Origin of the sequence: Desertibacillus haloalkaliphilus (assembly GCF_019039105.1) — a bacterium.
Lineage (GTDB): Bacteria > Bacillota > Bacilli > Bacillales > KJ1-10-99 > Desertibacillus > Desertibacillus haloalkaliphilus.
The window spans coordinates 1-24,368 of sequence record NZ_JAHPIV010000014.1 but is presented as its reverse complement, the minus strand read 5'-3'; the positions used below and the strand labels follow the sequence as shown (position 1 = coordinate 24,368).

Below are 24,368 nucleotides of genomic sequence, written 5' to 3'. Positions count from 1 at the left end.
ATACGAAACTTCAAGTATGTTATTTCTGTTAGCATGAAACTCAATGTATATTTGATAAACCTTCGCGCATATGACTCTGAAATCATTTGTATTGTAACTTATTTTATTTCGGATCTGGTAGACATGATTGTTATAAGTTTTGTCTTTTATGAAGTGCTGTTCCAGGATCTCCTCTTTTGTAAATCCTAGTAACAAAGAACAGAATATATTAAATTCAGTTTCAGATAGTATCTTATGAACCGGTGAGTGACGAAGGAACGAGATAAAATCGTATTTTTGAAATGATGTCATAAATTATCCCTCTCCTTCAATTTAATTTCCAATTAACCTTAGTATGGGGAAAAGTCCTGTTAAAAATAAGGCACCAATAGCAATAATGATGATAACTTGATCAAGTTTCTTCTGCTGCTTGTTGTTTAAAAAACCTAACATAATAGAAGGCCTCCTTTATGTATCTTCTCCATTTTATTATCTTAGTGTATTGAGTTAACTAGCTAAACTCAATAAATGTGTACTTTGTACACACATTATAACTCGTTCAGCATCATATGGCAACAAAATAAAAATCTCGCGCCAGCGAGATTAGACATTACGTGTTATTTATTGGTTCCATCGGTAGTTGAAGCAATTTCTTTATAACTAATAAATGACTCTAGTATTTGGTCCTTTGATTCTAACTGTCTATTCAAAGCTGATATGGATTCTTCTAATGCGATAATATCCTTGTTTGATTTCTCGATGTCATCTTCTAACGTTTTTATATTACTTTCTAAACTTTTCTCTTTATCATCTTTTTCCAAGTTATTGATTAACATTTTCTCATTATCAATATCACCATCATTATCATTTTTAACTGGAAATATACCGAAAATCTTCTTTTGGGGCTGTTTTGATTTGGTTAGTAATTTGATCAAGTTTTGATCGATTAAATCTCTTCTCTTTTGCTGGCGATATTCTGATAGCTCGTTTTGTAATTTTTCCTTTTCTATCATTTTTTTTTGAATCTCTATAGTGTGTTTGATTATGCTATCTCTTTTTAAATTACTATTGTGTATGAGTTGTCTATATTCTATCGATTGATTCATTAGAAGTTGGTTTTGTCTAGACAACTCTTGCATTAAAGCAATCAGCTGCTTTTGATTTTTAATAGGATTTCCATTAATTCGGTTATTTTGGTCTCCCTCTACTCTCTGTATGTCTAACCCTAAATTAACTCGTAGATCATGAACGGTTTTACCAGCCGCGATTAATATGAAAACTAAGTGTAATCGAAAAATGTGTGTCACAGTAAGTCTGAAATTCCTGCCGTTACGTAAAGGTTGAATGTAATCTTTTAATTCGTTTATGTAATAGCGCACTGTCGAATCTGGCTTATTCAAGATTCCTCTTGCTTCCTTCGTTGAATATTCACGGTCAGGATACATATTTTTAATAGATTCGGGAAATAACTCATCGTCTATATCTGCTCTGGACTTAATTTCGATAAACAAAGGATCTTCCTTGAATTTGTCTTCTAAGAGACTTACATCTATATTCGCCATATAATTCCCTCCCTTTATAATCTTTACTTACTATTATGATTGCACTGAGGTGCTATTAAATCAATAGATTTTAAAGAAAAAAAGGAAGTTTTTGTTGATTTACACTTGAGTTAAGCTTGTCTATTCTTGCACAAGTGCTTAACTTTTTAAATTTGCTGACACAATAAGTTTGGAAGGTTGAGTATACATTGTTTATGTTTTGATTAGTTTTGATTAAAATACCAACTTTTTAAGTTTGTTTTTATAGCAGTTTTAAAAAGTTGTTTATTATATGTTCGTTATTAATTAACATAGGAACTTTTTAGACCTGCGTAAAATAGGTTTAATTACATGTTGTGAAGAACTTGTTGATCTGTCGTATGATTTTAGATAAATAAACTATAATAAACTATTGTAAAGTACTTACAATAGTTTATTATAGTTTATTTATAAATCGCCGGAATAGTAAGAGAAACTCTCGAGTATGTTGTTAATTGTTCCGTTGTCATGACCTTTTTTAATAGCATCTATAAAATCCATGTATAATATACTGATTGTTTCTTCGACAGTGATTTCTAAGTCAGGGAATAAGTCTTCTAAATCGTATAAGAGAATCTCGCCGCGGTAGATGAACCTTTCCTTTAGGTTCAACGTGATAGTGATTTCTTGTTCTTTAGGGTCTTTATTGATTGTCTGATTTGGTATATTGAAGTTTTGGAGAGCGAAAGTGTTGGGTTTAGTTTCTGTGTAGTTTTCCTGTATGGTTATAGGTCTGTACTTATTAATTTTATTTATTAATTCTTTGCCGACTGTAAATAGATCAACGCCCTTAGAAATTTGTCTTATAAATTGTATATAGAGAAGGATGATTAATGTTTCAACACCGTAGTATGCAGGGTCGTCATCCTCTAAAGAATCAGCAATATCACTTAATAGAACTTCACCTCTTAGTAGGTCTATACGAGGTATTTTTATATCGATTTGAGCATATTGAAGTTCTTTTTTAAAAATGAAATTCAATATTCGGCTCCCGGTATTTGTGCTGCTGTTGTTCCTTACTTTTTTATTTAGAAGGTCTAATTTGCTTAAATGCTTCATGATCTATCGTACCTCCTGATTCGATGTGTTCTATAGCTGAAATCATCATGTGGTACAGCGCTTGTCTTTCAGAAATCCCTTCCTTAATTGCTATTCCTTGAACCCCTCCAATATACGTATATTCGATTTGATTTGGTTTGCAATGGAAGTATCGTTTTGTATCTTTGTACTCTCGATCTAATGATACGATCTGAGGGTGTAGGATGCTGTGTCTTAAAAGGATAGTATTAAATATGGTCTGTGAGGTTATAATTGTAGGGTTTGACTGTCGGTGGATCTTAAAATATGATCGTAAAAGTTGATGGTGACGATGCGAGACTGGAAACTTCATATCATGCCTTGAATCAAAACGTTTTTTTGAGTTTTGGCGCTGTTGTTTGTTCGTTCGTGGGTTACTTATTTTTTTGTTAGTGATTTCGTTAAAAATCGGATTTAAATTCTTCATTGATTTTCCTCCCTTTAGATAAAAACTACTTATTTTTCTGTTCATGTCAGGGCCACTTTTCCATTATTCCTTCTTTTTAATACTATTGATGGGGGAGAGGAGGTATTCACGGATGTATAGATATTTTGGGATTGGTAATAATGGTTTAAAAAAGATGAAGGTGATGATTGGGATGGATAAAATTAACAAGAAAACAGCTAAAAAATTTAAGAAAGCATTGAAGGCTGCTAAAAAGGAATCTGGTGTGCGGTTAGTTGGTATTAAATCTGAAGGGTAAAGGGTTACAATGTACAATAAACAACTATAAATTATTTACAATAAACTACTTTAAATTATTAACAGTGATTTAAAGTAGTTTATTTTTGGATAATAGACCGGTATTATATTTACTAATAAAGTATTATATGTTAATATATCATTATAAAATGGTTTAGGAGGAAAGTGATGGAAAGTGTTTCGTTAAACGAAATAGCTAACGGTTTAAATGTTTTGAGTTGGGATGTCTTAGAGTACTTGAATAACCATCCTAGTCAATCGTATAGCGCGATAAGGGTGAAATTCGGATTTTCTCAAGAAAAGATAAGTAAGGAAATGGCACGATTAGAGGGAGCTGTGTTGGTCAAGGTGGAGAGAGATCCAAATGATAATCGATCTATGGTTTATAACATCACTCGTTATGGTCGTAGTATTCTGAAGATGAAGTAGCGTCTTACCTTTATGGTGAATTAGTGATTATAGTTTTTGGGAACTAAAATTTAGAAAGGGTGTTTTTATGTTGAGTAAATTATTTGAGTTAAAAAAGGTGTTAGGAGCTAGTGATAGCGGGAATACCTCGAATAAATTTAGTTACATAGATAAAGAAGGTAATATCCGATCATTTGTTATTCCTAGTGTTATTGCAGAAGCAGGACCTAATCCAGAAGTAGATATGGGGGGGAGTTCGAAAGTATCTCTTCCGAAAGAAAGTAAATTGCATGTAACTATTAAAAGTGATGCACTTCCCAATGGTGAGAAAGTTGGACATTACTACGTAGGTGAATATGCGAAGTTTGCAGATGAGTATAAGCAGCCTAATGGGGAGGCTGAGGATAAGCATAACAATAAATTACACACCATTACTACGTTGACTGGGTTTGCTTTAATGGCATGGGAATTAGGGATGGAAGAAATTAATATCCCTTATTATGGTGGTTTGCCTATTGAAGAGTACAGAAGAGTTGGTCCAAATGCAGTATTAGATAGGATAAAAGGTGTTCATGAAGTGACGGGTGTGGACGGAGAATTTAAAGGTAAAACTGCATTGATTAAGATTGAAGAAGGTGAAGTGCATCCGGAAGGTGTCACTAGTTCATTAGGTTTAGGTTTTGATATTAAAAATGGTGAAATGTTTGAAACTACTTTAGAAAATAAGATTGGTGAAAATTTTGCTATTACAGACTTAGGTGCTGGCACACTTGACACGGCGATTTACGATGTTGATGGTTTGAATTCAAAATTGAGTGGTAACAAAAAGATCGGAACTAATAGATATATAGATCGAATTTTGGAACGAATTGAGCTTGAGGTTGAAGCGTTTGTTGAGGTTAAGAAGGATTTAGAATCTACTGGTACTTATGAACCTCCATATCGAACAAGGGAAGAATTTATGAGAACTGTCATTATCCCTGAAGTTTCTAAGATGATTAAGATGAATAAAGAAGGTCAGGATTATGAACCACGTTTTTATGCCGATTGGTTATGGGAAACAGGGGAAGATATTTCAGAAATTGTTAAAGAAGAAATGGAGAATTACTACAACGAAGTTGTGAAAGAAATATATGCTTTTTGGTCAAGTGCTCGTACTAAAACGTTTGTAATTGTTGGTGGAGGTCTATTATTTGCTTATTACAAATTCAGAGAACCTAAGAATCAAAAACGGTTCTTGTATCCTCCTAATTTAGAGCAAGCGAACTTCTTTACAAGTAGAGCGTATTTAATTTCTAATTACATGGATCATGCCGAGTTAATTCAAGCGTGATAGATAGGAGGGTCAAGAGTCTATTGACTCTTGACTATCTTCATTTGCGGAGGGGGTGCGGTTTTGGGAAAGAAAGTAATTGGTTATAATCGGAGGCAGGTAGCGACGTTTACGCCATCAATTGATGCCGATTGGGTAGAGGGATTTAATGAATTGTTAAAGGAGTACAATCGTAAAGGTTACCGGATAAGTAGAAATCGATTGACTGAGGAATTGATAGCGGATGGCCTAAAATATCAATCAATTAATAATACTGGTGCTAGCGTTTATTCTAATACAGAAATAAAAAGTGTTGATTCAACTGATAATAATTCTGATAAGTTAATAATTTCATTAAATGATTTTACTCGTGAACAAAAGGAATTGATCTGTAACGATACTGGTCAGATGATTATCAAGAATTTATTACGGTCCGTTTTGGGTGAAAATACTACTAATGATCTGGTTCATAAAATAACTGTAAATCATGAAGTGGCTGCGGGATCTGTTGATGAAGTGAAAATAGATAAAGGTGATCAAGCTGACTATCAGGATTCGATAGAAAGTGACGAGAAAAAAAGTGAGAGCAGTTTTTTAGGGAAAGATGTTAAAGAGGAAGAAAGCAAAAAGGAAACTGAAGCAGATTCAATTTCTAAAGGGAAACTGAGTGCTGTTGAGAAAGCTAGAATGAAAAGAAGTAAGATGAAAGTGGATATAGATATTGATTAGGTAGAAAAAATTACGATATCTCATGTTATAACTTATCATAAATGCTTGTAAATCATTTACAAGCATTTTTTGCGTTAATAAATATGTTCTGTAACTACATTTATTTAGTTTCTTGTACGGATTGATGAAAGAAGTACTACCTTTCCATCTAAAATAAACTATTGTAAATGCTTGTAAATGATTATGAATGACTGTAAGTGATTTAGTCCCTTACTGTTGTTTGTTGAAGCGGTGTCCTAAATCTTTTCCAACTCAACATAGCAGTGATAAACGTGTTAAAGGGTGGTACCGAAAAAAGGATTAATAGTAATAATTTCTGTTTTGTTCTTAATCGAGTTCTCTTTTTTATTTATAAAGTATGAATAAAAATTGATCCCTATGTGATGGTTCATACACCCAAGTTCATATACCCAAGTTCATATAGATAAGTCAGCAAAAGTATATGAACTTGGGTATATGAATGGGCTCATATATTCCAGGTACTGATACATCAATGAAAATTGGACTTTCAGCATAGAGACTCCTTGGAGAATTTGAGTTTCTATTTTTTAAAGAATCATCAATTTGGTTGTCAGAATACTGATCATTAATCTCCAATCACTTTTTGTTTCAGTCGTTTGTATTTTAATTATTTTTTGTGTATCTTTATACACTCTGTTGGTCTTTACATTTATTGTTGTATTGGTTATATTTATTATATATTTAATATAAGTCTACCGAAGGTCTCGGAGATTCTTATCCTATACTTGCAGTATAGGTAGTATCTTCGAGGCCTTTTTTATTGTTGAAAGGTTGGTGGGATAAGTTGAAAAGATTTAAGTTATCGATTGCGAACAATCGAAGAGGTGTATGGTTAAGTGCCTTAGAAATTGATCTAATTAAAATTTTATTGAATAACCGATTTTTAACTACGAAACAAATCATTTATTTTTTAGTTCAGTGTGGTAACAATTTTAATGAGAATTCAATTCGTAACCGTTTATTTAAGTTAGAATCTATTGGATTTATAGATTCTTACGAATACGTATTAGGTAATGATGGGTTTATCTTTAAGTATTATCAAGTTACTAAAAAGTGTGTTGATTGTTTAGTTGAAGAAGGATTGATATTGGATTCCTTTAGTTCTTATAAAGCTATAAGTATGGGGGCGAACTCAATTACCAAATATATTGAGCATACGTTCTCTATAAATGAAATAGTCATTCGGACATTAGTTACTAATCGTTTAGAAAATGATGATGGAACTTTAGGTTATAAGGTTGAATCATTATCGCCACATAAATATGTTTATTGGGATAATAAAAATCCTTCATCTAGGCTGATTGTACCTGACTGGATTTTCAAAAAAGAAAACAGATTTGTTAATGTTGAAGTAGATAGTGGAAGTGAAGATATAAAAGAACTCGAATTAAAGGTGCTAGCTTATATTAAATTGTTGGACCAAAGACCAAATGAAAACCATACCGTATTAATTGCATTGATGGATGATTCTATTCCTACTCGTAGCTATAGGATGAATCGTAATAAGAGGATCTCTAACATTAGAGACTCTTTAAATAAATTAGATAAGTTACGCCGTTCTCATCTTGAAGTCTACGTCGTCCAGTTAGAACGTGCTCATCGATTAGTCGATCAACTATTATATGATTCTGATTCTATTAAATACGATAAAAGTTATCTGAAAAATGAAATTAAGAAAATTGTTGAAGCTGTATCACAAAATGATCACTTTCATTTTGATTTTCGCCTTTGGGGAGGAAGTGATGAATATATTGATAAATTAAATCATCACCTTTCTCCAGATGGGATTGTAGAAGTGGTGGAACCTAGAACAGGCCAAAGTGAAAAATGGGTTTTACTTATGATGAGAGAAGGTCATAACATGAGCTTAGAGAAATTAAGTTTCTTACATAAACAAATGGTGACGGGCTCTTATCCATTCCTTGTAGATCGCTTGCTTTGTATATATGAGACACCAGGGGAGTTGAGTTCTGATAATATAGGTAAGACTTTCAAAGGCGTCCTTTTCTCAGACTACAAAAATTTAGATACATTTTTTGAAGAGCCGAAGTTTTACAAATCTACTTCTCCGTTTAGGAAAGGAGTGGTAGATATTGATTTTAATGAATAAAATGTCTCAATTTACGAAAACTCGTTTTCCTTTCTTGCTCATCACCGTTCTGTTTGGCTTATCAGTATGGATGTTGGTGAGAGGGACTTCCAAGTTAGTCTATCTATTTATTTATCCGGCGGAACATAGTTTCAGCCATATTCCCTTTATAGGGGTGCCGACAGAGCGATCAATGCTTGAATTAATTGTAGCTATCATGCTTTTACCTCTTACATGGGCATTAGCAACCCGCGTTAAAGAGTATCAATCGTTATTTTGGAGATGGATATTCTTTGGAGTTATGCTACTTGGAGTCTCGGTCCAGTTTTTATGGAATGCTACGCAGCCGATACACAGTCGATTTGTTCCATACTATTTAGAAAAGGCCAACAGTGTAGATCTCAATAATCTAACCATGCAACAGGTGTTAATTCGAGAATCCGAAAATCTAATGTTGTTATTCATGGCATTACCAACCATTTTTGTTTATCTAATCTTGCAATGGTTAGGGTATTTGTATACAAAGCACTATCAAAGAACAAATGAAATCTTTGCGGAGTGGGTCTATACCCCAAGATTTTTTACGCGTTTTGCACAAAAGTTTTTTGGTGCACAAGAATCAGAGTATAGCCCTGATGTAGAGATTGGTCCAAATGTAGAAACAAATGAGATGGTCATTCAGCCTGGTAAAGACCGGAACTTAAATTCTGCTATTATAGGTCCGATTGGCTCAGGGAAAACAGCTGCATTAGTTTTGCCGATTCTTAATCAAGATTTACATCATATGGCTAAGTTTATTAATAACTTTAGAGAAGAATATGCTAAACAGGATTATCATACGGAAGAAGTTAAAGGGAAATATGTGAATGGTATAAGTGTCATCGAGCCATCGAAGGATCTGTGCGATAAAACGTACCAATTATGTTTGGCTCATGGTATTCCCGAGGAAGCTATTTATTATATCGATCCGACGAATCCAAATACGAAATCGATCAATCCTTTACGTGGACCAGTTGATAAAGTAGCTGAAATTTTTACAATGGTGATGCAAGGACTGTCAGAAGCCTCTGACAATCCTTTCTTCGAGCAATCGCAACGAAATCATTTTAAACACTATATCTACCTATTAAAATTGAATAATCCAGATGTAACACCAACGATGGATGATTTGATCGATATGTACAATAACCCTCAACGTGTTCGAGTTATGCATGAGAATTTAAAGAAACGGATTCCAGACGGAATTGATGACATTCAAGATCGGGATGAACGGAATCATTGGAAGATTGTTCAAGGGATTGATGATTGGTTTGATATGAACCTCCTGCCGAAAATGGACCGAACCGTCCACGGTGAACAAGCTGTACTTATAAAAGATGCCGAAAGTCCATATTACGGCCAGCAACAATACTATGATGCAAAAGAAGAGTATGTCATGGGTTTGCGTAACCAGCTTAATGATATTGCATCCAATATATTAATGAGGCGAGTATTGTTTGGTCATAGTGACTTCGATTTCGATCAACACTTAGAGTTTGGCGGTGTCTTATTAGTAAACTCAGCAAAGGGTGAAATGGCTGAGTTATCTAATATTTTAGGGAAGATTGCGTTGTTATCCTTACAAAATGCCGTATTTAGACGAAAGCCAAATGATTCAGCGTATCATCATATTTTAGTAGATGAATTTCCAGACTATAGTTATCGAGAATTCAAGGAGTTCCCTGCACAATCTCGTAAATATAAGGTGATTATTAGTATTGTTTGTCAGACCATTGCTCAACTCGAAGATCAATATGGTAAGACGTATTTACAAACGTTACTTGCTACGTTACGTCATCAGTTTGTTTACGGTGGTATAGCCGAAGCGGATGCGGAACTATTTTCTAAGACTTTTGGTGAACGGACGGTCTTTCGTGAAAGTGAATCGACACAAACCATATCACCGTTACAAGATAATCCGATGCGTCGGGTTGGTGTAAACTTTGTTGAGGAAGACGAAGCTATCATGACACCGAACGATTTAATCTACCAAGATGCTTTTGTTTGTTCTGTTCGTCTAGTGGACCATAATCGTACACTTCCAGTCCGTCAAATCAAAGCAAATTTTGTTCCGAAAAGCGAATTTGCAGAAGCAAAGGTGACTGTGGATCAATCAGAGGGTCAGTATTGGTTAATAGAAAGAGAGGAATATTTCAATGAAACAAATGAGGAGGAAGAGCGTTTAGAGGAATTTGTTGTTGAAGAGGAAGAACAACCAACGATGAGTGCTGATAAGGATAAAGATGATAAAGAGAATAAAGAGGTAATTCAACGTTTCTCTGATCCTCGTCCTGCTAAAAGAATTCGAAAACGGATGAATGATGAGGTGGCAGCAACAACTGAATCTAAACCAACTAAAGAAAAATCGATGTCTCATTCAAAAGATGAAGAGGATAATCATGCGATGAAGTCGGATGGTCGTGGTGATGATACTGTAGACGGCTCAAATGTGAAAAACGATACCACTAGTCACACGGGAGAACCAATGTCTGAGGGGGCAGCACACAACAAGCCATCGAACGACACAGATGATACAAATACGCAAGCACCATCTTCACATGAGGATTACACGGCATTTCTACCAAGAGGGAAAAATCAAATCACATCTCAACAAACAGAAGGTGAAAACGATGAATGTGAAGATAAGAAGGAATGTATACGTTCGGTCAATTTGAAGTCTTTATATGAAGCACGTAAAAGTAGTGATGGTGATGATGAGGTGGTGGAAATTAAACCAAGTGAACTACAAGATGATCACACAGGGGATCAAATGAATGATGATCAAGGAGATGAGGAAGAAGATGCTCTATCATTTGAAGAACTCGGTATCGGTAATGGGAAGAATCCTTCAGACCAGCTTTATAAAGATCTGAAAAATGATATCGAAAAGGAAACAGAAAAGGGTGATTCTACCACCAACTAGCATTTACTTCATTTTTCCTTTTTTTCTTGATTTTTTACATTGAATCTAGTAATTTGTAGATATAAACATAAACAATAAAAAATAGTTCACAATACAGGACGCCCTGATTGTTTGTTTAATAAGGCAAAGTTTGCCTTCTATTACACATGCAATCAGGGCGTTTTTTTTATTGCATAAGGAGAGTGGTTGGATTGCTGTCTATTTCTCACTAATGTTTCTTTTTTATTCTAAATTATGAATATACGTGCTAGAGATTTATTTATGGATTTTGAGAGTTTTTCTGAGTGGTATTGTTGTCAATTAGAACAATGGAGGTTTTAATTTTGAGTGCAAAAGAATTAGAGGTTCTTAGTAATGAACAAATTAATGAATTAACAAAGTTAGATCGAAACAATGAAATGGGTGTCGGTGTCGTTAAAAACTTGGGTATACGTACACTTCCAGTGTTAGATGATGAGACAGGGGAGATAGTTGAAAAAGAAGTGCAAGTTGTGATTTTACTTACTCGTGGTAACACGAAAGTCTATTGCTTAGTCGAAGAATTTGCTGAATACCAATACAAGTCTTTAGTGAAATTTGTCGGTCAACAAAGAGAGTTTGTTGTTGATCATATTGACTTGCAGAACCGTATTGCGTTCGTTAGCGTCAAAAAAGCTGAACAACAGAAGAGTGAGCAGTTCTGGGATATGCTGGAGTTTCTCGACAAAGAAGGGAAACTACAAGATGAAGTGTTTGAGGGTGTCGTACAAAGTCATAACCCAGCGACAGGGAACCTATTTATAAAGGTACAAGGAACAGAAACATATATGGATAAAAAAGATTGGGACTATGATTATATTGCTGATGTAGAAACCATTTTCAATCGTGGTCAAGTTATTAATGTCAAAGTGCTTCACTTCAATCGGGAGAGTGGTGTGATTCGTGTTAGCCGCAAAGACACGTTTGTAGACCCGTTTATTGAGTTAGAAAACTATGTGGATGATTTTATGGCAGGTAAAGTTGATGATGTGGATGATGTACATGGGATTTTTGTCCAACTCGATTTAGGTGTTCGAGTGAAAGCGGAGAAACCTCGACATTTAGAGGAGCCTTTTGTCGGCGAGGTCGTTACATGCAGACTTAAAAGTGTAGATACTGAACGCAGACGTGCGCGAGTCGTAATCGTAAATTACCCCAATGGAAAAAAAGAGCTTGCAGACCCAGGCTCATTTCTATTTAACTAATGACGGAACAAAAAACAACTGAACCTTTAACGCCTGATAATAAGGTGGAGTATCAGTATTGGTACACTAAAGATGGTCATGTACCATTTTGGGATGACCCTACTGTGAATGGTGGTAAGGTTCACCCCAAACGTTATGACCCGATTACGACGACCGAAGAAGTTATTCGAATGATGAAGCGGAGACTGCTGAGTGAAGAGGACTTTCAAATTCTTAAAGTCTTGGGCGATGCCATTTGTGCAAACGAAAATCAGATGAAGCGGTATATGACGAGTCAATTGTCTTATTCAAAAGTGACTAATCGCTTAAACCGTATGCGCGAAAAGGGATTGGTAGAGCGTTGGCTCGTTAAAAGTGATTTGCACGAAGAGAAGCATCCCGCTCCGTTTACTTTAGGTATCGCTGGTTTTAAAATCTTAAAGCACTATTATAGCCATATGTTCTTTATGCTACCTGATAAGTGGGAACGATTAGGCTTACGAACAGTTCAGCGTTATGTAGCAGCGAATGAAATACGTTGTCAGCTTGCAGAAAAGATGATCCTCAAAAATTGGAAATGGAATGCCGTCATGAATCATAATCCAATGCTAACAAAACTATTTGGAGTAGGAGAAGTCGATACACCGCAAGGCGTATTGAACTTTGCTTTTGAACGGGTCCAAACAGGAAGGGATTTTAAACGATTTTTAACGAATAAGTTTCAGATGTGGAAAGCTGTTCATGAACAATACGGGAACCTACCTATTAATGGACTAGAAAAAAATCCTACGGTTGTCGTTGTGTTTGCTTCTACTTTAACGTTGGCCGAACACGTTCAGAAAACATTGTTACTTGACTTATTACCATTTCACACCTTGGTTTGTGTAGAAGAAGATATTTGGTCTAGGGGGATTGCTAATAGTTTTTATGCTCCCAAAAAAGGAGGCTTAACTCCTGTCCGAATGAGCTTTATGGAATAAAAGGTGGTGTCTGTTCGTCTTGTCTATTAAAACGAAGGAATTGCACAGTGTTAACCGTTGGTCGGATCTCATGGTTATGCTTAATAACCATGATCCATATACGTATGAACATTCATGTAGAGTCGCTCAGTTATTGAAAGATTTCGCTTTGTATTTACATTACCCTGTTCAAGGTGCAGAGGTGTTATATCAAATTGGGTATTTACATGACCTCGGTAAGTTATTGGTTCCTATCGATGTGCTTCGAAAAAAGGGACGATTAAATAACAAGGAATGGGAATGTGTTAAAGGGCATCCGATAGAAGGGAGAAGAATAGCAGAATCTCATGGGGTCACTGATCTCTTTATATTAACCGCTATTGAACAACACCACGAAAACCTTGATGGGACAGGCTACCCGTATAGCGTTTCAGACAGGGAGATTTACACGTTCAGCCGAATGCTTCGAATTGTTGATTCGTATGATGCGATGGTTTCTAAACGGCAATATAGCAATTCGATGTTGATTGCACATGCTATAGAGGAACTTGAACAGTGGAAGCGATCTTGGTATGATCCGTTTTTAACAGACCGTTTTATTGAACTTATCCGTTTAAAAGAAATAGATATTGACTGAGTTTTTATAGTTTGGTAACATATGTATATACACATACACTAATCGTTTTCATTTGTGATCAGATGAAAACATCCTTTCTAAAAAGTTTAAGACCTCCTCTTGTCGTAGGGGAGGATATACTCTCAAAAACAATAACAGAAATACGAACTGGAGTTCCCAGACGTATCGAAATTAACGAAGATATCTTCGTTTCTTTCAATATGTCACAGGAACTCCTTTTTTGTTGTCCATAGAGGGGAGAGAGTAGATGAAACGAATATTACTCGCGCTAGGTGAGCCGAAATTCAACGAGATTTTACGGAGGCATCTCACGAATAAGGATGGGTTTTATGTTATTAAACAAGAACCTGTTCACGTAAAGTATCTCGATGAAATCATTGAAGATGAGCGCCCTAATATGATTATCTTTCATGATCGGTATATCTCTTCTAATTATGAAGATATGAGTGATCGAGAAGTAGAATGGCTACAAATCGTAGAAAAACTTCGTACATCTTACGATGATACGATACGAGTCGTTTTCTTCTGTGAGCGTGACAAAGGTGATCCATTTTTAAGTGAATTGGTGAATCGTAACGTACTAGACATCTTCAGAGGTAATGATGATTCGGAAGAAGTGATCAAACAGCTGGAAGATCAACCTCGATACTCACGGGTAGCTAAACTACGCACCAAAGAGAAGATTGAAGTGAGTAATGAACAAAGTGAGGTTGTTGACGAGTCAAATGACCTAGAAGGTGAACAGTCATCAGTTGTTAATGAAACAACTTCGAGGGATCAACAAGAGCAAACGATAAATTCAACAAATAATTCTGAAGAAAAGATGGAACAGGAGAAGGCGCAATCGCGCCCTATCTTTAAGCGTGAAGTCGTTAAAAAGGTCGTTGAAAAAAATGTCATTAAGCGCGAACTTAAACTTAACGTTACGAATCAAATTGAAAAGGTCATCGGTGTTTCAATAAGACCGAAAATAATATTAGTTTCTAGTCCTTTTTCCGGAGTAGGAACCACCTTTTATGCTCATATATTATCGAGGGCATTGAAGGGTTACGATTTAGGTGTTAACTACGTCGAGAACCCTTACGCGGACCCTTACACTTACGATCGTTTTGTAGGTCATTTACGTGTTGAAAATTATCAAAGTATCTTTCACAGGTATCTGTCAGAGGATGATACTCTTACATCTCTTAACCAATCCAATCGGAATAATTTTTGGGTCCATGAAGGTGTGCAGTTGATTGTCAAAAATCCAAATGAGCCGAATTATAGTGAAGATGAGCTTGAGTTTGAAACATTTGTGAAAGTGTTACTGTCGATACATAATAATCCATTTTCGATTGTGGATGTCGGAGGATACTTGGACCATCCCGTTGTTAAAGATTTGATCGATATTGCTGACCAAATTCATTTAGTTTTTCCGAATGATCTTTCGAGGCTTCAACACATGGAAGAGTCGGATGAAGAACGATTTCACATTGCTCGTTCCCTCATGAGAAACGATAAGACCAAACTGATAGGTAATCATTTTACTCCGAAGATTCAAAATCATGAGTTAGTTCGCGAACTTTTCCAAGATCAGCCGATTTATGTGATTCCACCGTTTGATCAAGACTTGGTTTTTATGGCGCTGGTTAATGGAAAACATATTTTTGATGAGATGAAACCCGATACAAAGTCTGATGAGTTCATTGAAGTTATTTTGGAACAAATTCTGCCAAAAGAGTTTATAAAAAAGAAACGAAAAGAAGATCGGAGCCTTTTGAAAAAACTCTTTAATAAACGAGTGTCATTATCATCCGACACTTAAGAAATATATAACAACAGAAAGGAATGCTAGAACATGAGGCCTTCTATTAAAATTGCTATTGCTATCATCCTGTCATTATCAACAATAGCTTTCATTGTGGTATGGGATGTTTATCTTAAGGATGAAATAGATGCTGTAGATGTACTTGTAGTGGCTCCAGGTGTAGAGATACAGCAAAATCAAACAATAACTGGAAATGAGTTTATTGTTGAAAAACGAAGGAAATCTGATTTAATCGGCGGGGTTCTGTTAGAAGAAGATAAAAACCGAATTGTTGGTTATGATGCAGCCCATCCTATGTTTTCTAACTCAATGGTGTCAGAACATTACATTGATTTTGATGGGATCATCCCTAACCCAGATAAGGGGGAAGCGATTCGACCTATCCCTGATAACTGGGTTTATTCGCAACCAGGATCATTACGAAGAAAAGACCGTATAAATATTTACATGCTAGATCCTGATTTTGGAGAAGTAGACCAAACGGTGCGTTCAACTATGAACAATTCTCAAGTTGTTTCAACGGCGTTGCAAGAGAAGTTAGAAGATGGAGATTTAACCGATGCAGAAAAAGATGAATTAGTACAAAATAGCTCGATACCACTGTTAACACGTGTACCAGTTGTATATGCAAAAGATGGATCAAACAATGAAGTAGTCGATCGTAGTGAAAATGAACGTATGGATGCCTCCGGACAGATCTCAAACTTGGAATTAAATCTAAATGATGAAGATTTCCAACAAGTTATTTCCTATATCAGTCATGGATATACGATGTACATAACATACTACTAAAAGGGAGGTAAAATCGGTGAAAACTTTATATGTGGTTAGCGATAATGACCGTTTGAAATTCATATTTGAAGAGTTTGAAGAAGTCGAGTTAGCTATTCACTTGAAAAAGCATGAGCCTGAGATTGAATGTGATGCGGTTATCTTAGATGGAGGATTGGTCCATCATCAACAGCTAGCAGAAATTCGTGAATGGTACCCGAATCACCCTATTTTTTATAAACTTGGACACGTTCCTAGTAAAGCGATTATGAGTAACATTCGTACTGTTTGTGAGGCTTATCATATTCATCTTCTATCGGAATACCTTGATGATTCACAGATTGCCAATGACGTGATTGACTCAATATTTGAAAGAGAACGAGAAGCTTACCCGCAAATTATTAGTTTCTTTGGTACCCATTCAGGGGCAGGTGTTTCTACAACGGTATTTAGTGTAGCGAAGATGCTTTCTCAACGAGTGCAAGAGAAGGTTGTGGTTCTTTCTCTTAATCCTTGGGACCCTAGCGATTACTTTCTAAATTACAATGGACGCTATTTAAACGAGATAAAGCTTGATTTAAAAATGAATGCATTAAATGAAAAAAAATTAATTGAATCTGTTTGTTATTACGAAGAGGAAGGGTTTTATCATCTTGCAGGAAATTGGGATGTAAAGTTACAGCGCTATTTTAAGGGGGAAGAAATCTATCAATTAATTGAACTTGCTCGCCGCTGTTTTGATGTTGTTCTTATAGACGCTGGAACTCATTATGACAATGCTTGTTCAACACAGTCTTATAAATCCTCTGAATTGAAATTTCTTGTAACAACACAAGAGGATAAAGGATACCGTTGTTATTGGCGTCATGCTTTCCAGCAAATGATCGAACCGCTAGAAGGTGACTCTAGTAACTACATGTTAATCATTAATCGTTATATGCCAGGTGTCTCTTTAATTAATGAAAAGGATATGCAAAAAGAATTAGACATGAGTTTGTTAACAACAATACCTGATCAAGATATCAGGGCGCACCTCGCTATAAATCAGAAGAAGTTATTAGCTGACGAAGGAGATAACCAATATCGCAAATCGATTGCAGTTATCATAAATTCAATTATTGCTAGGGCGAATTTAACGAAGGTTGAGATCGAAGATGATCAGAAAAAAGGCTTTTTAAGTAAGTTATTTAGCAGAAATAAAGCAGCTATGTAAAGGGGAGGGGAAATCATGACAAACTCTTTGAAAGAAAAGGAAATTGAATTACTTGAACAAGAACATCCCTTTGACCCTACAAGTTGGTTGAGTGAAGAGTTTGAGAGAAAAGGAATTAATGAAAAAAAGATTACGAACACTTTTGAACGAAAAAAGAAGTTTGATGAGATTTGCTCAATTATAAAAGGAGATTTAACGGATTTAATCGAGAGAGAAAGTGACAATGAAAAGAAGAATGAATGGTTAGAACGACAGCATGATGCGATTATTGGTGACCCGAATGCGATGTCCTATTTTATTAATAAGATTAAAGAAACATTACAAAAAAGGAACATTACGTCGGTGGATTACCCAGAATTCTACAACTCTCTTGAAGAAGCTATTTTTCATGAAGTGTGGGGTAAGAGTGTACTAGCTAAATGGGAGAACCGTTATCAAGATAGTGAAGCTTGTGTAATTCGTGGAACGGAACTATGGATTGATATAAATGGCCACTTTGAACGTAAAGGTGAGTTTGAAAATGAAGATAAAGTAAAAAAAATTATTGAGGCCTTTAAAATGCGTGATGAGAATGCAGTTTTAAATCATCAACAACCGGAATTAGAGACGGAGAAAGAGGATGGATCGAGGATTACAATGATTATTCATCCTCGTTCAAAAGAGACCTATGTAATCTTTCGTAGGTTTATTGTTAAAAACTTTTCTTTAGAAGAACAAGCGAAACGCAATACGATCCCTCATGAGGATGTCGATCTTTATAGGTTATTAGCTCGGCTTATGTGCAACATGATTGTTGCTGGTCGTGTACGTAGTGCGAAATCAACCTTTATGAAAACGTTAATTTCAGAGCGTGACCCTAGATTTGTTGTGGCCTGCTTAGAAAAACATTTTGAATTAGCCCTTGGGAAGCATATGCCCGATAGATTGATCTATGAACTCCAAGCGTCTGAAGGTGATTTACACCAAGCTATTCCTCGCCTTTTACGTATGGAACATGATTACTTAATTGTTGGAGAGATACGATCCAAAGAGCTTGAAGCAGCCATGATTGCCTGTGAACGTGGGGAACGTGGGATGATGTCCACTTATCACTTAACGGATGTACAGCAAATTGTTCCTCAGCTAACACGTCACTTACTCGATGAATTTCCTACTCGTAGACAGGACACCGAGGAAATGCGTGTTGCTCAAAATATTGATTTTATTCTCACGATGGGAACAGACCGTGATCGAACGACTAAACGTGTGACAGGGTTAACTGAGGTTATATGGGACCCGCGAACCCGATCTTATGATACAAATACGATTATTAAGTATAACAAGCGTGATGGTAAATACTATTATTCTTCTCAAATATCAAGAGGGTTACAGCAACTAATGGCAGATGAAAATGAGGAAGATGCGATACGTTTTCTTTCACTTCTTCAAGAGCGTGAAAGGAAAGCACCTATTCGCGAAATTGAAGAGCAAGGTGTTTTAGTATGACGGAGCTTAAAATTTTTGTTTTGCAACATGGAGTCTACTATTTACTTTATCTTGTTTTAGTTCTTGTAAATCTCTATCTTATTAAAAAGCTTATCGAAGTTCCTTTGCGGGTGAAAATGTCCCATTGGAAAAATGGTGAGAGATTAAGAAGATCTAGATCGAAATTTCAAGATAAAAAATCATTCGAATCGTTATCTCCGTTTCTCAAGCACATTCATTTGTTAGTGGATACAGTGTCAAACGATAAAGGTGAAAAAGCATACGGGGTTTTATCATTCTTCTTCATTAGTGGATTCCTATTTGTACTGACATTTGTATTCTTATTCATGAACATGAATGATATCATTTTGACGATTTTAATAAGTTTATTTGCAGCTAGTATTCCTTACCTTGTTTTACAAGTAAAACTAAAAGGCATTCGAAATAGTGTTGGGAATGAACTTCTTACGGTTATTCAACAGCTAACCCAAAATTACAACGCTTGTAACTATGATATGTACCGAGCTCTCATTGCAACGAGTAACCAAATTGATGAAAAGGCATTGCGTCACGTCTTTTATCGAATAATTTCTGATATTCAAGTCTCAAGGGGAGAAGAAGACATACGTCGGTGTATTCAACGTTTTATCTTTACAGCCGGAAATTCTTGGGCGAAACGATTAGGAAACATTATACTAAAAGGTTATTTGTACGATGAGCGTGTGATGAATGCATTGATTAACTTAAGTTCTCAAATGGAAAATACAGAAAAGATGCTGGAAGAAGAAAAAAGTGAGGCGCTTGACTCCGTTGTTAATGGATTTTTTGTTCCAATCATTTTTGTTTCTAGTATTGGGTTAGGGTATTATGTCAGCGGCCCGCAGGATTGGGTGCAGTTACAATTTGGTGAATCAGTATCCACTCTTACCTTTTCTCTTTCTCTGACGTTTACGGTTCTATCTGTATTTATCGCTCTATTGTTACGTAACCCTAAGAATGACATTTAAGGAGATAGATGGTATGGAAGCTTCAACGTTATACAAAGTTTTACCAATACTGATTTATAGTGTGAGTATAGTAGTTGCTATTTTCTCTGGTTTTCTTGTCTATTCTGGGTTAACGAATAAAGCAGAGCGGGTCCAAACCAGGATTCGATTAAAACGTAGCTTTACTGAAAAGCAAAAGTCTATAAAGGAAACGCTTGATAAATCTTCGTTAGAAGAACGTTTTAAAAGAGCTGGATACCCATTTAAGTTAAATGCTTCTCGCTATATGATCACCTATATCGCAGTTATGGTTGTTTTGCTGATCTATTATTATTTGATCCCAATGCTAATTGGGGAAACGTATTCAACCATGTCATTACTCGTATTGTTACTCATTTTTGTTATAGGTGCACCCAATATTCCCTTTTCGTTATTAAACATTAGTTTAAATCGATTACAGGAATACCGAAAGGCAAAGATGAATTCGGAAATCTTTACCTTTCACGACCTTCTTATTGGTGAGATTGAAATGATGACCAATGTTCGAGTAAATACGTACAACGTTATACGTCATTTGCAACCTTACTTCAAAGAGATTAGGCCAGCAATGACAAAGTTGTTGGCTAAATGGGGGGATGTAGGTCCAGAAGAAGCATTAGATACTTTTGCAAAAGAAGTTGATACACCGGAAGTGAAATCTCTTGTATCGGTATTAAAGACATTAGATTCTAATGAACGAGAAACAGCTATCAAAGCATTGCGAGGTATGAATGATTTATTTGCTCGTTCACAGATTGAAAACTATCGTAGGAAGCGGAAATTTATGACTGATTTTGGCTCTATGCCAATTAAAATTGCGACGTTTTTAATCATTATTAATTTTATTATGGTCGTTGTAAATATGGTAGTGACCATTCTAAACGGTGCAAATATCTAAATCTTATATTTAATTCTTTGGAGGTGGTGATGCATGAATAAAAGTTTAGCTACATGGATGTCTATAGCTTTAACCGCTGTTGTAATTGTTTCATTATTGTATGGACAGTTAATGCCTCTGATGGGTGACATGGCTGATACTGTAGAAGATTACGTCGAACGGAATTAAATCTATTAACTTAATAAATATTAAAAAAGGGGAGATTTGTTATGAATTCAGCTTTATCAAAATTTATGGGGGTCGCAATTACTGCTGTTGTGATCGTAGCATTGGTATTTGGAGTACTTTATGATGTTGTCGATAATAAAACAACGTCTGATGAAGGTTATTATGGAACAATTGACAGTACTAATGTTCCGTCAACTGATCATGAGTGGCAAGATTCACATAACTAATAACTTCGTGAATTAATTTAGATAAGGTGGTACATAGTTTATGAATACAACATTAGCAAAGTTTATGTCTGTTGCTATGACCGCTGTCGTCATTGTCAGTTTGTTGTTTGGAGCAGCATATAATGCGGTTAAAGATAAAACTAATGAACACGAAGATAGTCTGAGAGAGATGCAAATTTTAGAAGACTAGATGATATTAAATAGAGAAGGAGTAGAGTTCTTCCTTCTCTATTTATTTTTCAAGTAGAAAAGGGGTTGTTTTAAAAATGAGCACAACTCTTGCAAAGTGGTTAAGTGCCATTATTGCGATCACTGTGATGTTTACACCGATCCTTGCTTATTTAGATTCATTACACCGTGCAGCTGTTGAAGAAGTTTTGCATGAATATAGTAAACGAGCTGCAGTTGAAGGGTATTTTACGGATGAAATGATAGACGATATGAAGGATACATTAAGTACACGCTATAACTTTGACGAGAATGAGATTGAGATTGTAGCAACAAATACAAGGGTTTACCGTCCTAGCCCGCATGACTCGTTAGAGAATCATATGATTGAAGCAGAAATCAAAGTTCCGAGCACACCGATTTTTATTTTTGATTTGTTTAACTCAGACCTAGAGATTTCTAAGGATATACGAGTAATTAGTGAGTACATTGGTACATAAGGAGCGTTTATAATGTCTTCAGCGTTACAGAGTTTTTTTCTTGTTGCATTATTTGCCGGGATTATGACATTACAATGGAATATAGAAACAGATATGACAAGTACACGATATTTGAAAAACTATGGAGAGATTGCCGTACATGACGCGGCTTTATTAATTGATCAAAAAGAGATGTCGAATGGATACCTTGTCTTCTATAAGGAAAATGGTAACCACTTAGGTGAAGAGTATTTGCACGAAAGTTTAAAGTATCATTTAAGGTTAGATGATAATCTTGTGCCAGAAGAAAATTCATTCTTTCAACATGAAGTAAAAATTGCACATTTACAATTTATCGATGATAAAACAAGTGACTCTGTTTGTAATCAAACAAATGCTGATGGTTATGTTCGATTTCCTTGTACTTATGATGCTCCTGAGTTCGATTTTAAGCAAACCCTAAGAGGGCCTAGCGTTGTACTGATTTTAGAAACTGAAGGTCCAAGATATTTTAGGGGAGAAAGTATAATGATTCGTCAGGCAGCTGTTTATGAATATCTACGGAATTAAAGAAAGTTTCTCCAATTTTGAGTAGTTATTTTGACTGGAGGTTGCTATAATTAAGTTAATCAATTCTGTTCTATTATTTTTTTCTTTTGCGACTTGTATAAGTCAGCAGCATTTTATGAAGTTTACAGCCTTTTGGGTTGAAGTTTGATACACTACCTGCAATAAGTGTGTCCTCAACGCATAAGGTTTTTTTTATTGAAAAAATAAATTTACAAAATATACCATATGGGGTATAATTGAATTATTGAGGGAGGTTAAAAAATGAATATGAAATTTAATATGGTTTTAATAGCTATGATATTAATAGTGATATTAATTGGAGGTTCTATTGCAACAGCAAATACGTCTTTTACGGATGTTTCCAATAATCACTGGGCAAAGAGTTCTATTGAGCGAATGGTTGAAGAAGGTTACATAAATGGGTATCCTAATGGGACATTTGGACCGAATGATGAGATTACAAGAGCGGAGTTTGTGTCAATTTTAACTCGTATGTTAAATCTGGATGATAAACCCAATCCTTTTAGTGATTCGGAACATTGGGCAGATCAAGCGATAGGTAGTGCTGTTGATGCGGGTATTATTTTTGAAAGTGAGTATGGAACATCGTTTAACCCCAATGAAGCAATTACTAGGGAGGAAATGACAAAGATGTCTGCAAGGGCATTGGCAAATGAAAATGAAACGTTTGAGGAAGACTTATCACAATTAGGTGACACATATTTACCATTAAGAGATTTTACAAGTATGGATGATGATATTGTACCTTATGTAGCACTAGTTCATGGGACTGGGTTAATAGGAGGGTTTGAAGATCATTCTTTTCGATTGGAAGATAAGTCTAATCGAGCGCAGGCTGCAACGATATTAAATCGATTTTCTAGATTGAAAGATACCTCGTCAGATGATCATGGTGCATTACGAGAGTTTGTAGAAATTTCGACGACAGGGACAAATATTGAATCAGTAACTGGTATTCCTACAAAAAATATCAAGGAAGACATACTAGAATTTAGATTTACTGATGGTATGGAAGTTACGATTAAACATATTATTGCTTTTGATGAAACAGAGGAGTATAGCACTTTTCTCCCTATGTTTGAAAACTTTGATTCATTAACTAAAGGCGAGGGAGAAAGTTATCGTTTTTCAGTCGAAATGGAAGTTTTACCTACTCGTGATATGTATGGATTTCAAATGAATAATCGTTTCTTCTTCGGAAGAGGTGGGTACTTTCCAAGTAAAGAGGATGGAGAAAACTTTGGTTATAATATAATGAGAAATGAAATGTTGGAAGAAGGTAAGTCTACAGTAGCCTTTATGGAAGGTGGCCTTAAAAAAGATAGAAATATGATCACTTTTCAAGCGTATAACGGTAGTCCTTCTTATATAGGAATTGAGGAATAAAACTTACAAAAGAGGATACAGCTAATGCTATCCTCTTTTTATTTTAAACTATTAAATATTTGTAATTGTTTGTTTGAACAATAATTAAATCTAATATATAGCATATTGTTTAGTTTTATGTTATTTTACTTATAAGTAGATATTGGAAAAAGGGACGCCCCTAATAAGTTTCACAGGAAATACCTGTGTCTTATTAGGGGCGTTTTTTTGTTCGTGCATAAAGGTGGGATAGTAATTGGGAAAAGTGCAACTTATAGTTAAAACACGTTGGAAAATACTTTTGCTTATTTTTATTTTATTGGTGTCTTTATTTATCCCCTTGTTAAACGAGAGACAAGTTTATGCTTCATCGCAGACTATTGCCTATGCCGTGACAGAGGATACAAATAATAACCCAGGCTTTTACCTTTGTCGTGCTCCATCGGGTGAAGTATGGTCAACGTATGATGATTATTATGGAACGACTACCATCGACGATGATGGTAGTGGGTATCCTGTCAATGAACGAGT

The 24,368-nt window shown here is 35.4% G+C and carries 25 protein-coding genes; 22 read left to right on the top strand and 3 right to left on the bottom strand.

Annotation, left to right across the window (positions count from 1 at the left end):
• Positions 1 to 596 precede the first annotated feature (596 nt).
• From KH400_RS15780 to KH400_RS15770, 3 genes are all read right to left on the bottom strand, one after another.
• Complete coding sequence (locus KH400_RS15780; RefSeq protein WP_217226240.1) at positions 597 to 1,541, bottom strand: MerR family transcriptional regulator; 945 nt, start codon at positions 1,539 to 1,541, stop codon at positions 597 to 599.
• A gap of 426 nt (positions 1,542 to 1,967) precedes the next feature.
• Positions 1,968 to 2,618 carry a hypothetical protein gene (locus KH400_RS15775; RefSeq protein ID WP_217226239.1) on the bottom strand — a complete coding sequence of 217 codons (651 nt, stop codon included), beginning with the start codon at positions 2,616 to 2,618 and terminating at the stop codon, positions 1,968 to 1,970.
• On the bottom strand, positions 2,584 to 3,063 hold the full coding sequence (locus KH400_RS15770) for a hypothetical protein (protein ID WP_217226237.1): 480 nt from the start codon (positions 3,061 to 3,063) through the stop codon (positions 2,584 to 2,586). The genes KH400_RS15775 and KH400_RS15770 overlap by 35 nt, the downstream gene beginning before the upstream one ends.
• Before the next feature lie 112 nt (positions 3,064 to 3,175).
• Here KH400_RS15770 and KH400_RS15765 point away from each other — a divergent pair, with 112 nt between their 5' ends.
• From KH400_RS15765 to KH400_RS15665, 22 genes are all read left to right on the top strand, one after another.
• Positions 3,176 to 3,340 (top strand): hypothetical protein, encoded by a 165-nt coding sequence (locus KH400_RS15765; RefSeq protein WP_217226235.1) that lies wholly within the window; start codon positions 3,176 to 3,178, stop codon positions 3,338 to 3,340.
• Positions 3,341 to 3,507: 167 nt separating this feature from the next.
• Positions 3,508 to 3,768, top strand: coding sequence for a MarR family transcriptional regulator (locus KH400_RS15760; RefSeq protein ID WP_217226233.1), 261 nt, complete (start codon positions 3,508 to 3,510; stop codon positions 3,766 to 3,768).
• 67 nt (positions 3,769 to 3,835) lie between these two features.
• Complete coding sequence (locus KH400_RS15755) at positions 3,836 to 5,080, top strand: ParM/StbA family protein (RefSeq protein ID WP_217226231.1); 1,245 nt, start codon at positions 3,836 to 3,838, stop codon at positions 5,078 to 5,080.
• A gap of 63 nt (positions 5,081 to 5,143) precedes the next feature.
• A complete protein-coding gene (locus KH400_RS15750; protein ID WP_217226229.1) occupies positions 5,144 to 5,788 on the top strand; it encodes a hypothetical protein in 645 nt (214 codons plus the stop codon).
• 805 nt (positions 5,789 to 6,593) lie between these two features.
• Positions 6,594 to 7,919, top strand: a complete 1,326-nt coding sequence (locus KH400_RS15745) for a replication-relaxation family protein (RefSeq protein WP_217226227.1) — start codon at positions 6,594 to 6,596, stop codon at positions 7,917 to 7,919.
• Entirely contained in the window at positions 7,912 to 10,860 is a 2,949-nt protein-coding gene (locus tag KH400_RS15740; RefSeq protein ID WP_246589730.1) for a type IV secretory system conjugative DNA transfer family protein, read from the top strand. The genes KH400_RS15745 and KH400_RS15740 overlap by 8 nt, the downstream gene beginning before the upstream one ends.
• 323 nt (positions 10,861 to 11,183) lie before the next feature.
• The gene (locus KH400_RS15735; RefSeq protein WP_217226223.1) at positions 11,184 to 12,083 is read left to right on the top strand and encodes a hypothetical protein; all 900 of its coding nucleotides are present in this window, start codon (positions 11,184 to 11,186) and stop codon (positions 12,081 to 12,083) included.
• A gap of 104 nt (positions 12,084 to 12,187) precedes the next feature.
• A complete protein-coding gene (locus tag KH400_RS15730) occupies positions 12,188 to 13,042 on the top strand; it encodes a replication-relaxation family protein (protein ID WP_217226221.1) in 855 nt (284 codons plus the stop codon).
• Positions 13,043 to 13,061: 19 nt separating this feature from the next.
• On the top strand, positions 13,062 to 13,658 hold the full coding sequence (locus KH400_RS15725) for an HD-GYP domain-containing protein (protein WP_217226220.1): 597 nt from the start codon (positions 13,062 to 13,064) through the stop codon (positions 13,656 to 13,658).
• Positions 13,659 to 13,905: 247 nt separating this feature from the next.
• Complete coding sequence (locus tag KH400_RS15720) at positions 13,906 to 15,465, top strand: hypothetical protein (RefSeq protein ID WP_217226218.1); 1,560 nt, start codon at positions 13,906 to 13,908, stop codon at positions 15,463 to 15,465.
• A gap of 33 nt (positions 15,466 to 15,498) precedes the next feature.
• On the top strand, positions 15,499 to 16,260 hold the full coding sequence (locus KH400_RS15715) for a hypothetical protein (protein ID WP_217226216.1): 762 nt from the start codon (positions 15,499 to 15,501) through the stop codon (positions 16,258 to 16,260).
• Between the two features lie 16 nt (positions 16,261 to 16,276).
• Entirely contained in the window at positions 16,277 to 17,452 is a 1,176-nt protein-coding gene (locus tag KH400_RS15710) for a CpaE/TadZ family protein (protein WP_217226214.1), read from the top strand.
• 15 nt (positions 17,453 to 17,467) lie between these two features.
• Complete coding sequence (locus KH400_RS15705) at positions 17,468 to 18,937, top strand: ATPase, T2SS/T4P/T4SS family (protein ID WP_217226212.1); 1,470 nt, start codon at positions 17,468 to 17,470, stop codon at positions 18,935 to 18,937.
• Complete coding sequence (locus tag KH400_RS15700; RefSeq protein WP_217226211.1) at positions 18,934 to 19,923, top strand: hypothetical protein; 990 nt, start codon at positions 18,934 to 18,936, stop codon at positions 19,921 to 19,923. Before KH400_RS15705 ends, KH400_RS15700 begins: the two co-directional genes overlap by 4 nt.
• 13 nt (positions 19,924 to 19,936) lie before the next feature.
• The gene (locus KH400_RS15695) at positions 19,937 to 20,839 is read left to right on the top strand and encodes a hypothetical protein (RefSeq protein ID WP_217226209.1); all 903 of its coding nucleotides are present in this window, start codon (positions 19,937 to 19,939) and stop codon (positions 20,837 to 20,839) included.
• Between the two features lie 33 nt (positions 20,840 to 20,872).
• A complete protein-coding gene (locus KH400_RS25335; RefSeq protein WP_281418725.1) occupies positions 20,873 to 21,007 on the top strand; it encodes a hypothetical protein in 135 nt (44 codons plus the stop codon).
• 41 nt (positions 21,008 to 21,048) lie between these two features.
• Positions 21,049 to 21,234 (top strand): hypothetical protein, encoded by a 186-nt coding sequence (locus KH400_RS15690; RefSeq protein ID WP_217226207.1) that lies wholly within the window; start codon positions 21,049 to 21,051, stop codon positions 21,232 to 21,234.
• A gap of 40 nt (positions 21,235 to 21,274) precedes the next feature.
• Positions 21,275 to 21,424: a hypothetical protein gene (locus KH400_RS15685; protein WP_217226205.1), complete on the top strand. Its 150-nt coding sequence runs from the start codon at positions 21,275 to 21,277 to the stop codon at positions 21,422 to 21,424.
• A gap of 76 nt (positions 21,425 to 21,500) precedes the next feature.
• On the top strand, positions 21,501 to 21,902 hold the full coding sequence (locus tag KH400_RS15680) for a hypothetical protein (RefSeq protein ID WP_217226203.1): 402 nt from the start codon (positions 21,501 to 21,503) through the stop codon (positions 21,900 to 21,902).
• Positions 21,903 to 21,914: 12 nt separating this feature from the next.
• Positions 21,915 to 22,451, top strand: coding sequence for a peptidase M23 (locus KH400_RS15675; protein ID WP_217226201.1), 537 nt, complete (start codon positions 21,915 to 21,917; stop codon positions 22,449 to 22,451).
• Between the two features lie 261 nt (positions 22,452 to 22,712).
• Positions 22,713 to 23,858, top strand: coding sequence for an S-layer homology domain-containing protein (locus KH400_RS15670; protein ID WP_217226199.1), 1,146 nt, complete (start codon positions 22,713 to 22,715; stop codon positions 23,856 to 23,858).
• Between the two features lie 235 nt (positions 23,859 to 24,093).
• Positions 24,094 to 24,368, top strand: a 275-nt coding sequence (locus KH400_RS15665; protein ID WP_217226198.1) for a hypothetical protein, incomplete at its 3' end; no start/stop codon positions are given.

Coding starts and splice junctions, on each gene's coding strand:
- KH400_RS15705 (WP_217226212.1), top strand. CDS start 17,468: ATGACAAACTCTTTGAAAGAAAAGGAAATTGAATTACTTGAACAAGAA.
- KH400_RS15685 (WP_217226205.1), top strand. CDS start 21,275: ATGAATACAACATTAGCAAAGTTTATGTCTGTTGCTATGACCGCTGTC.
- KH400_RS15760 (WP_217226233.1), top strand. CDS start 3,508: ATGGAAAGTGTTTCGTTAAACGAAATAGCTAACGGTTTAAATGTTTTG.
- KH400_RS15700 (WP_217226211.1), top strand. CDS start 18,934: ATGACGGAGCTTAAAATTTTTGTTTTGCAACATGGAGTCTACTATTTA.
- KH400_RS15770 (WP_217226237.1), bottom strand. CDS start 3,063: ATGAAGAATTTAAATCCGATTTTTAACGAAATCACTAACAAAAAAATA.
- KH400_RS15765 (WP_217226235.1), top strand. CDS start 3,176: ATGTATAGATATTTTGGGATTGGTAATAATGGTTTAAAAAAGATGAAG.
- KH400_RS25335 (WP_281418725.1), top strand. CDS start 20,873: ATGAATAAAAGTTTAGCTACATGGATGTCTATAGCTTTAACCGCTGTT.
- KH400_RS15675 (WP_217226201.1), top strand. CDS start 21,915: ATGTCTTCAGCGTTACAGAGTTTTTTTCTTGTTGCATTATTTGCCGGG.
- KH400_RS15780 (WP_217226240.1), bottom strand. CDS start 1,541: ATGGCGAATATAGATGTAAGTCTCTTAGAAGACAAATTCAAGGAAGAT.
- KH400_RS15720 (WP_217226218.1), top strand. CDS start 13,906: ATGAAACGAATATTACTCGCGCTAGGTGAGCCGAAATTCAACGAGATT.
- KH400_RS15690 (WP_217226207.1), top strand. CDS start 21,049: ATGAATTCAGCTTTATCAAAATTTATGGGGGTCGCAATTACTGCTGTT.
- KH400_RS15670 (WP_217226199.1), top strand. CDS start 22,713: ATGAATATGAAATTTAATATGGTTTTAATAGCTATGATATTAATAGTG.
- KH400_RS15740 (WP_246589730.1), top strand. CDS start 7,912: ATGAATAAAATGTCTCAATTTACGAAAACTCGTTTTCCTTTCTTGCTC.
- KH400_RS15715 (WP_217226216.1), top strand. CDS start 15,499: ATGAGGCCTTCTATTAAAATTGCTATTGCTATCATCCTGTCATTATCA.
- KH400_RS15695 (WP_217226209.1), top strand. CDS start 19,937: ATGGAAGCTTCAACGTTATACAAAGTTTTACCAATACTGATTTATAGT.
- KH400_RS15775 (WP_217226239.1), bottom strand. CDS start 2,618: ATGAAGCATTTAAGCAAATTAGACCTTCTAAATAAAAAAGTAAGGAAC.
- KH400_RS15680 (WP_217226203.1), top strand. CDS start 21,501: ATGAGCACAACTCTTGCAAAGTGGTTAAGTGCCATTATTGCGATCACT.
- KH400_RS15755 (WP_217226231.1), top strand. CDS start 3,836: ATGTTGAGTAAATTATTTGAGTTAAAAAAGGTGTTAGGAGCTAGTGAT.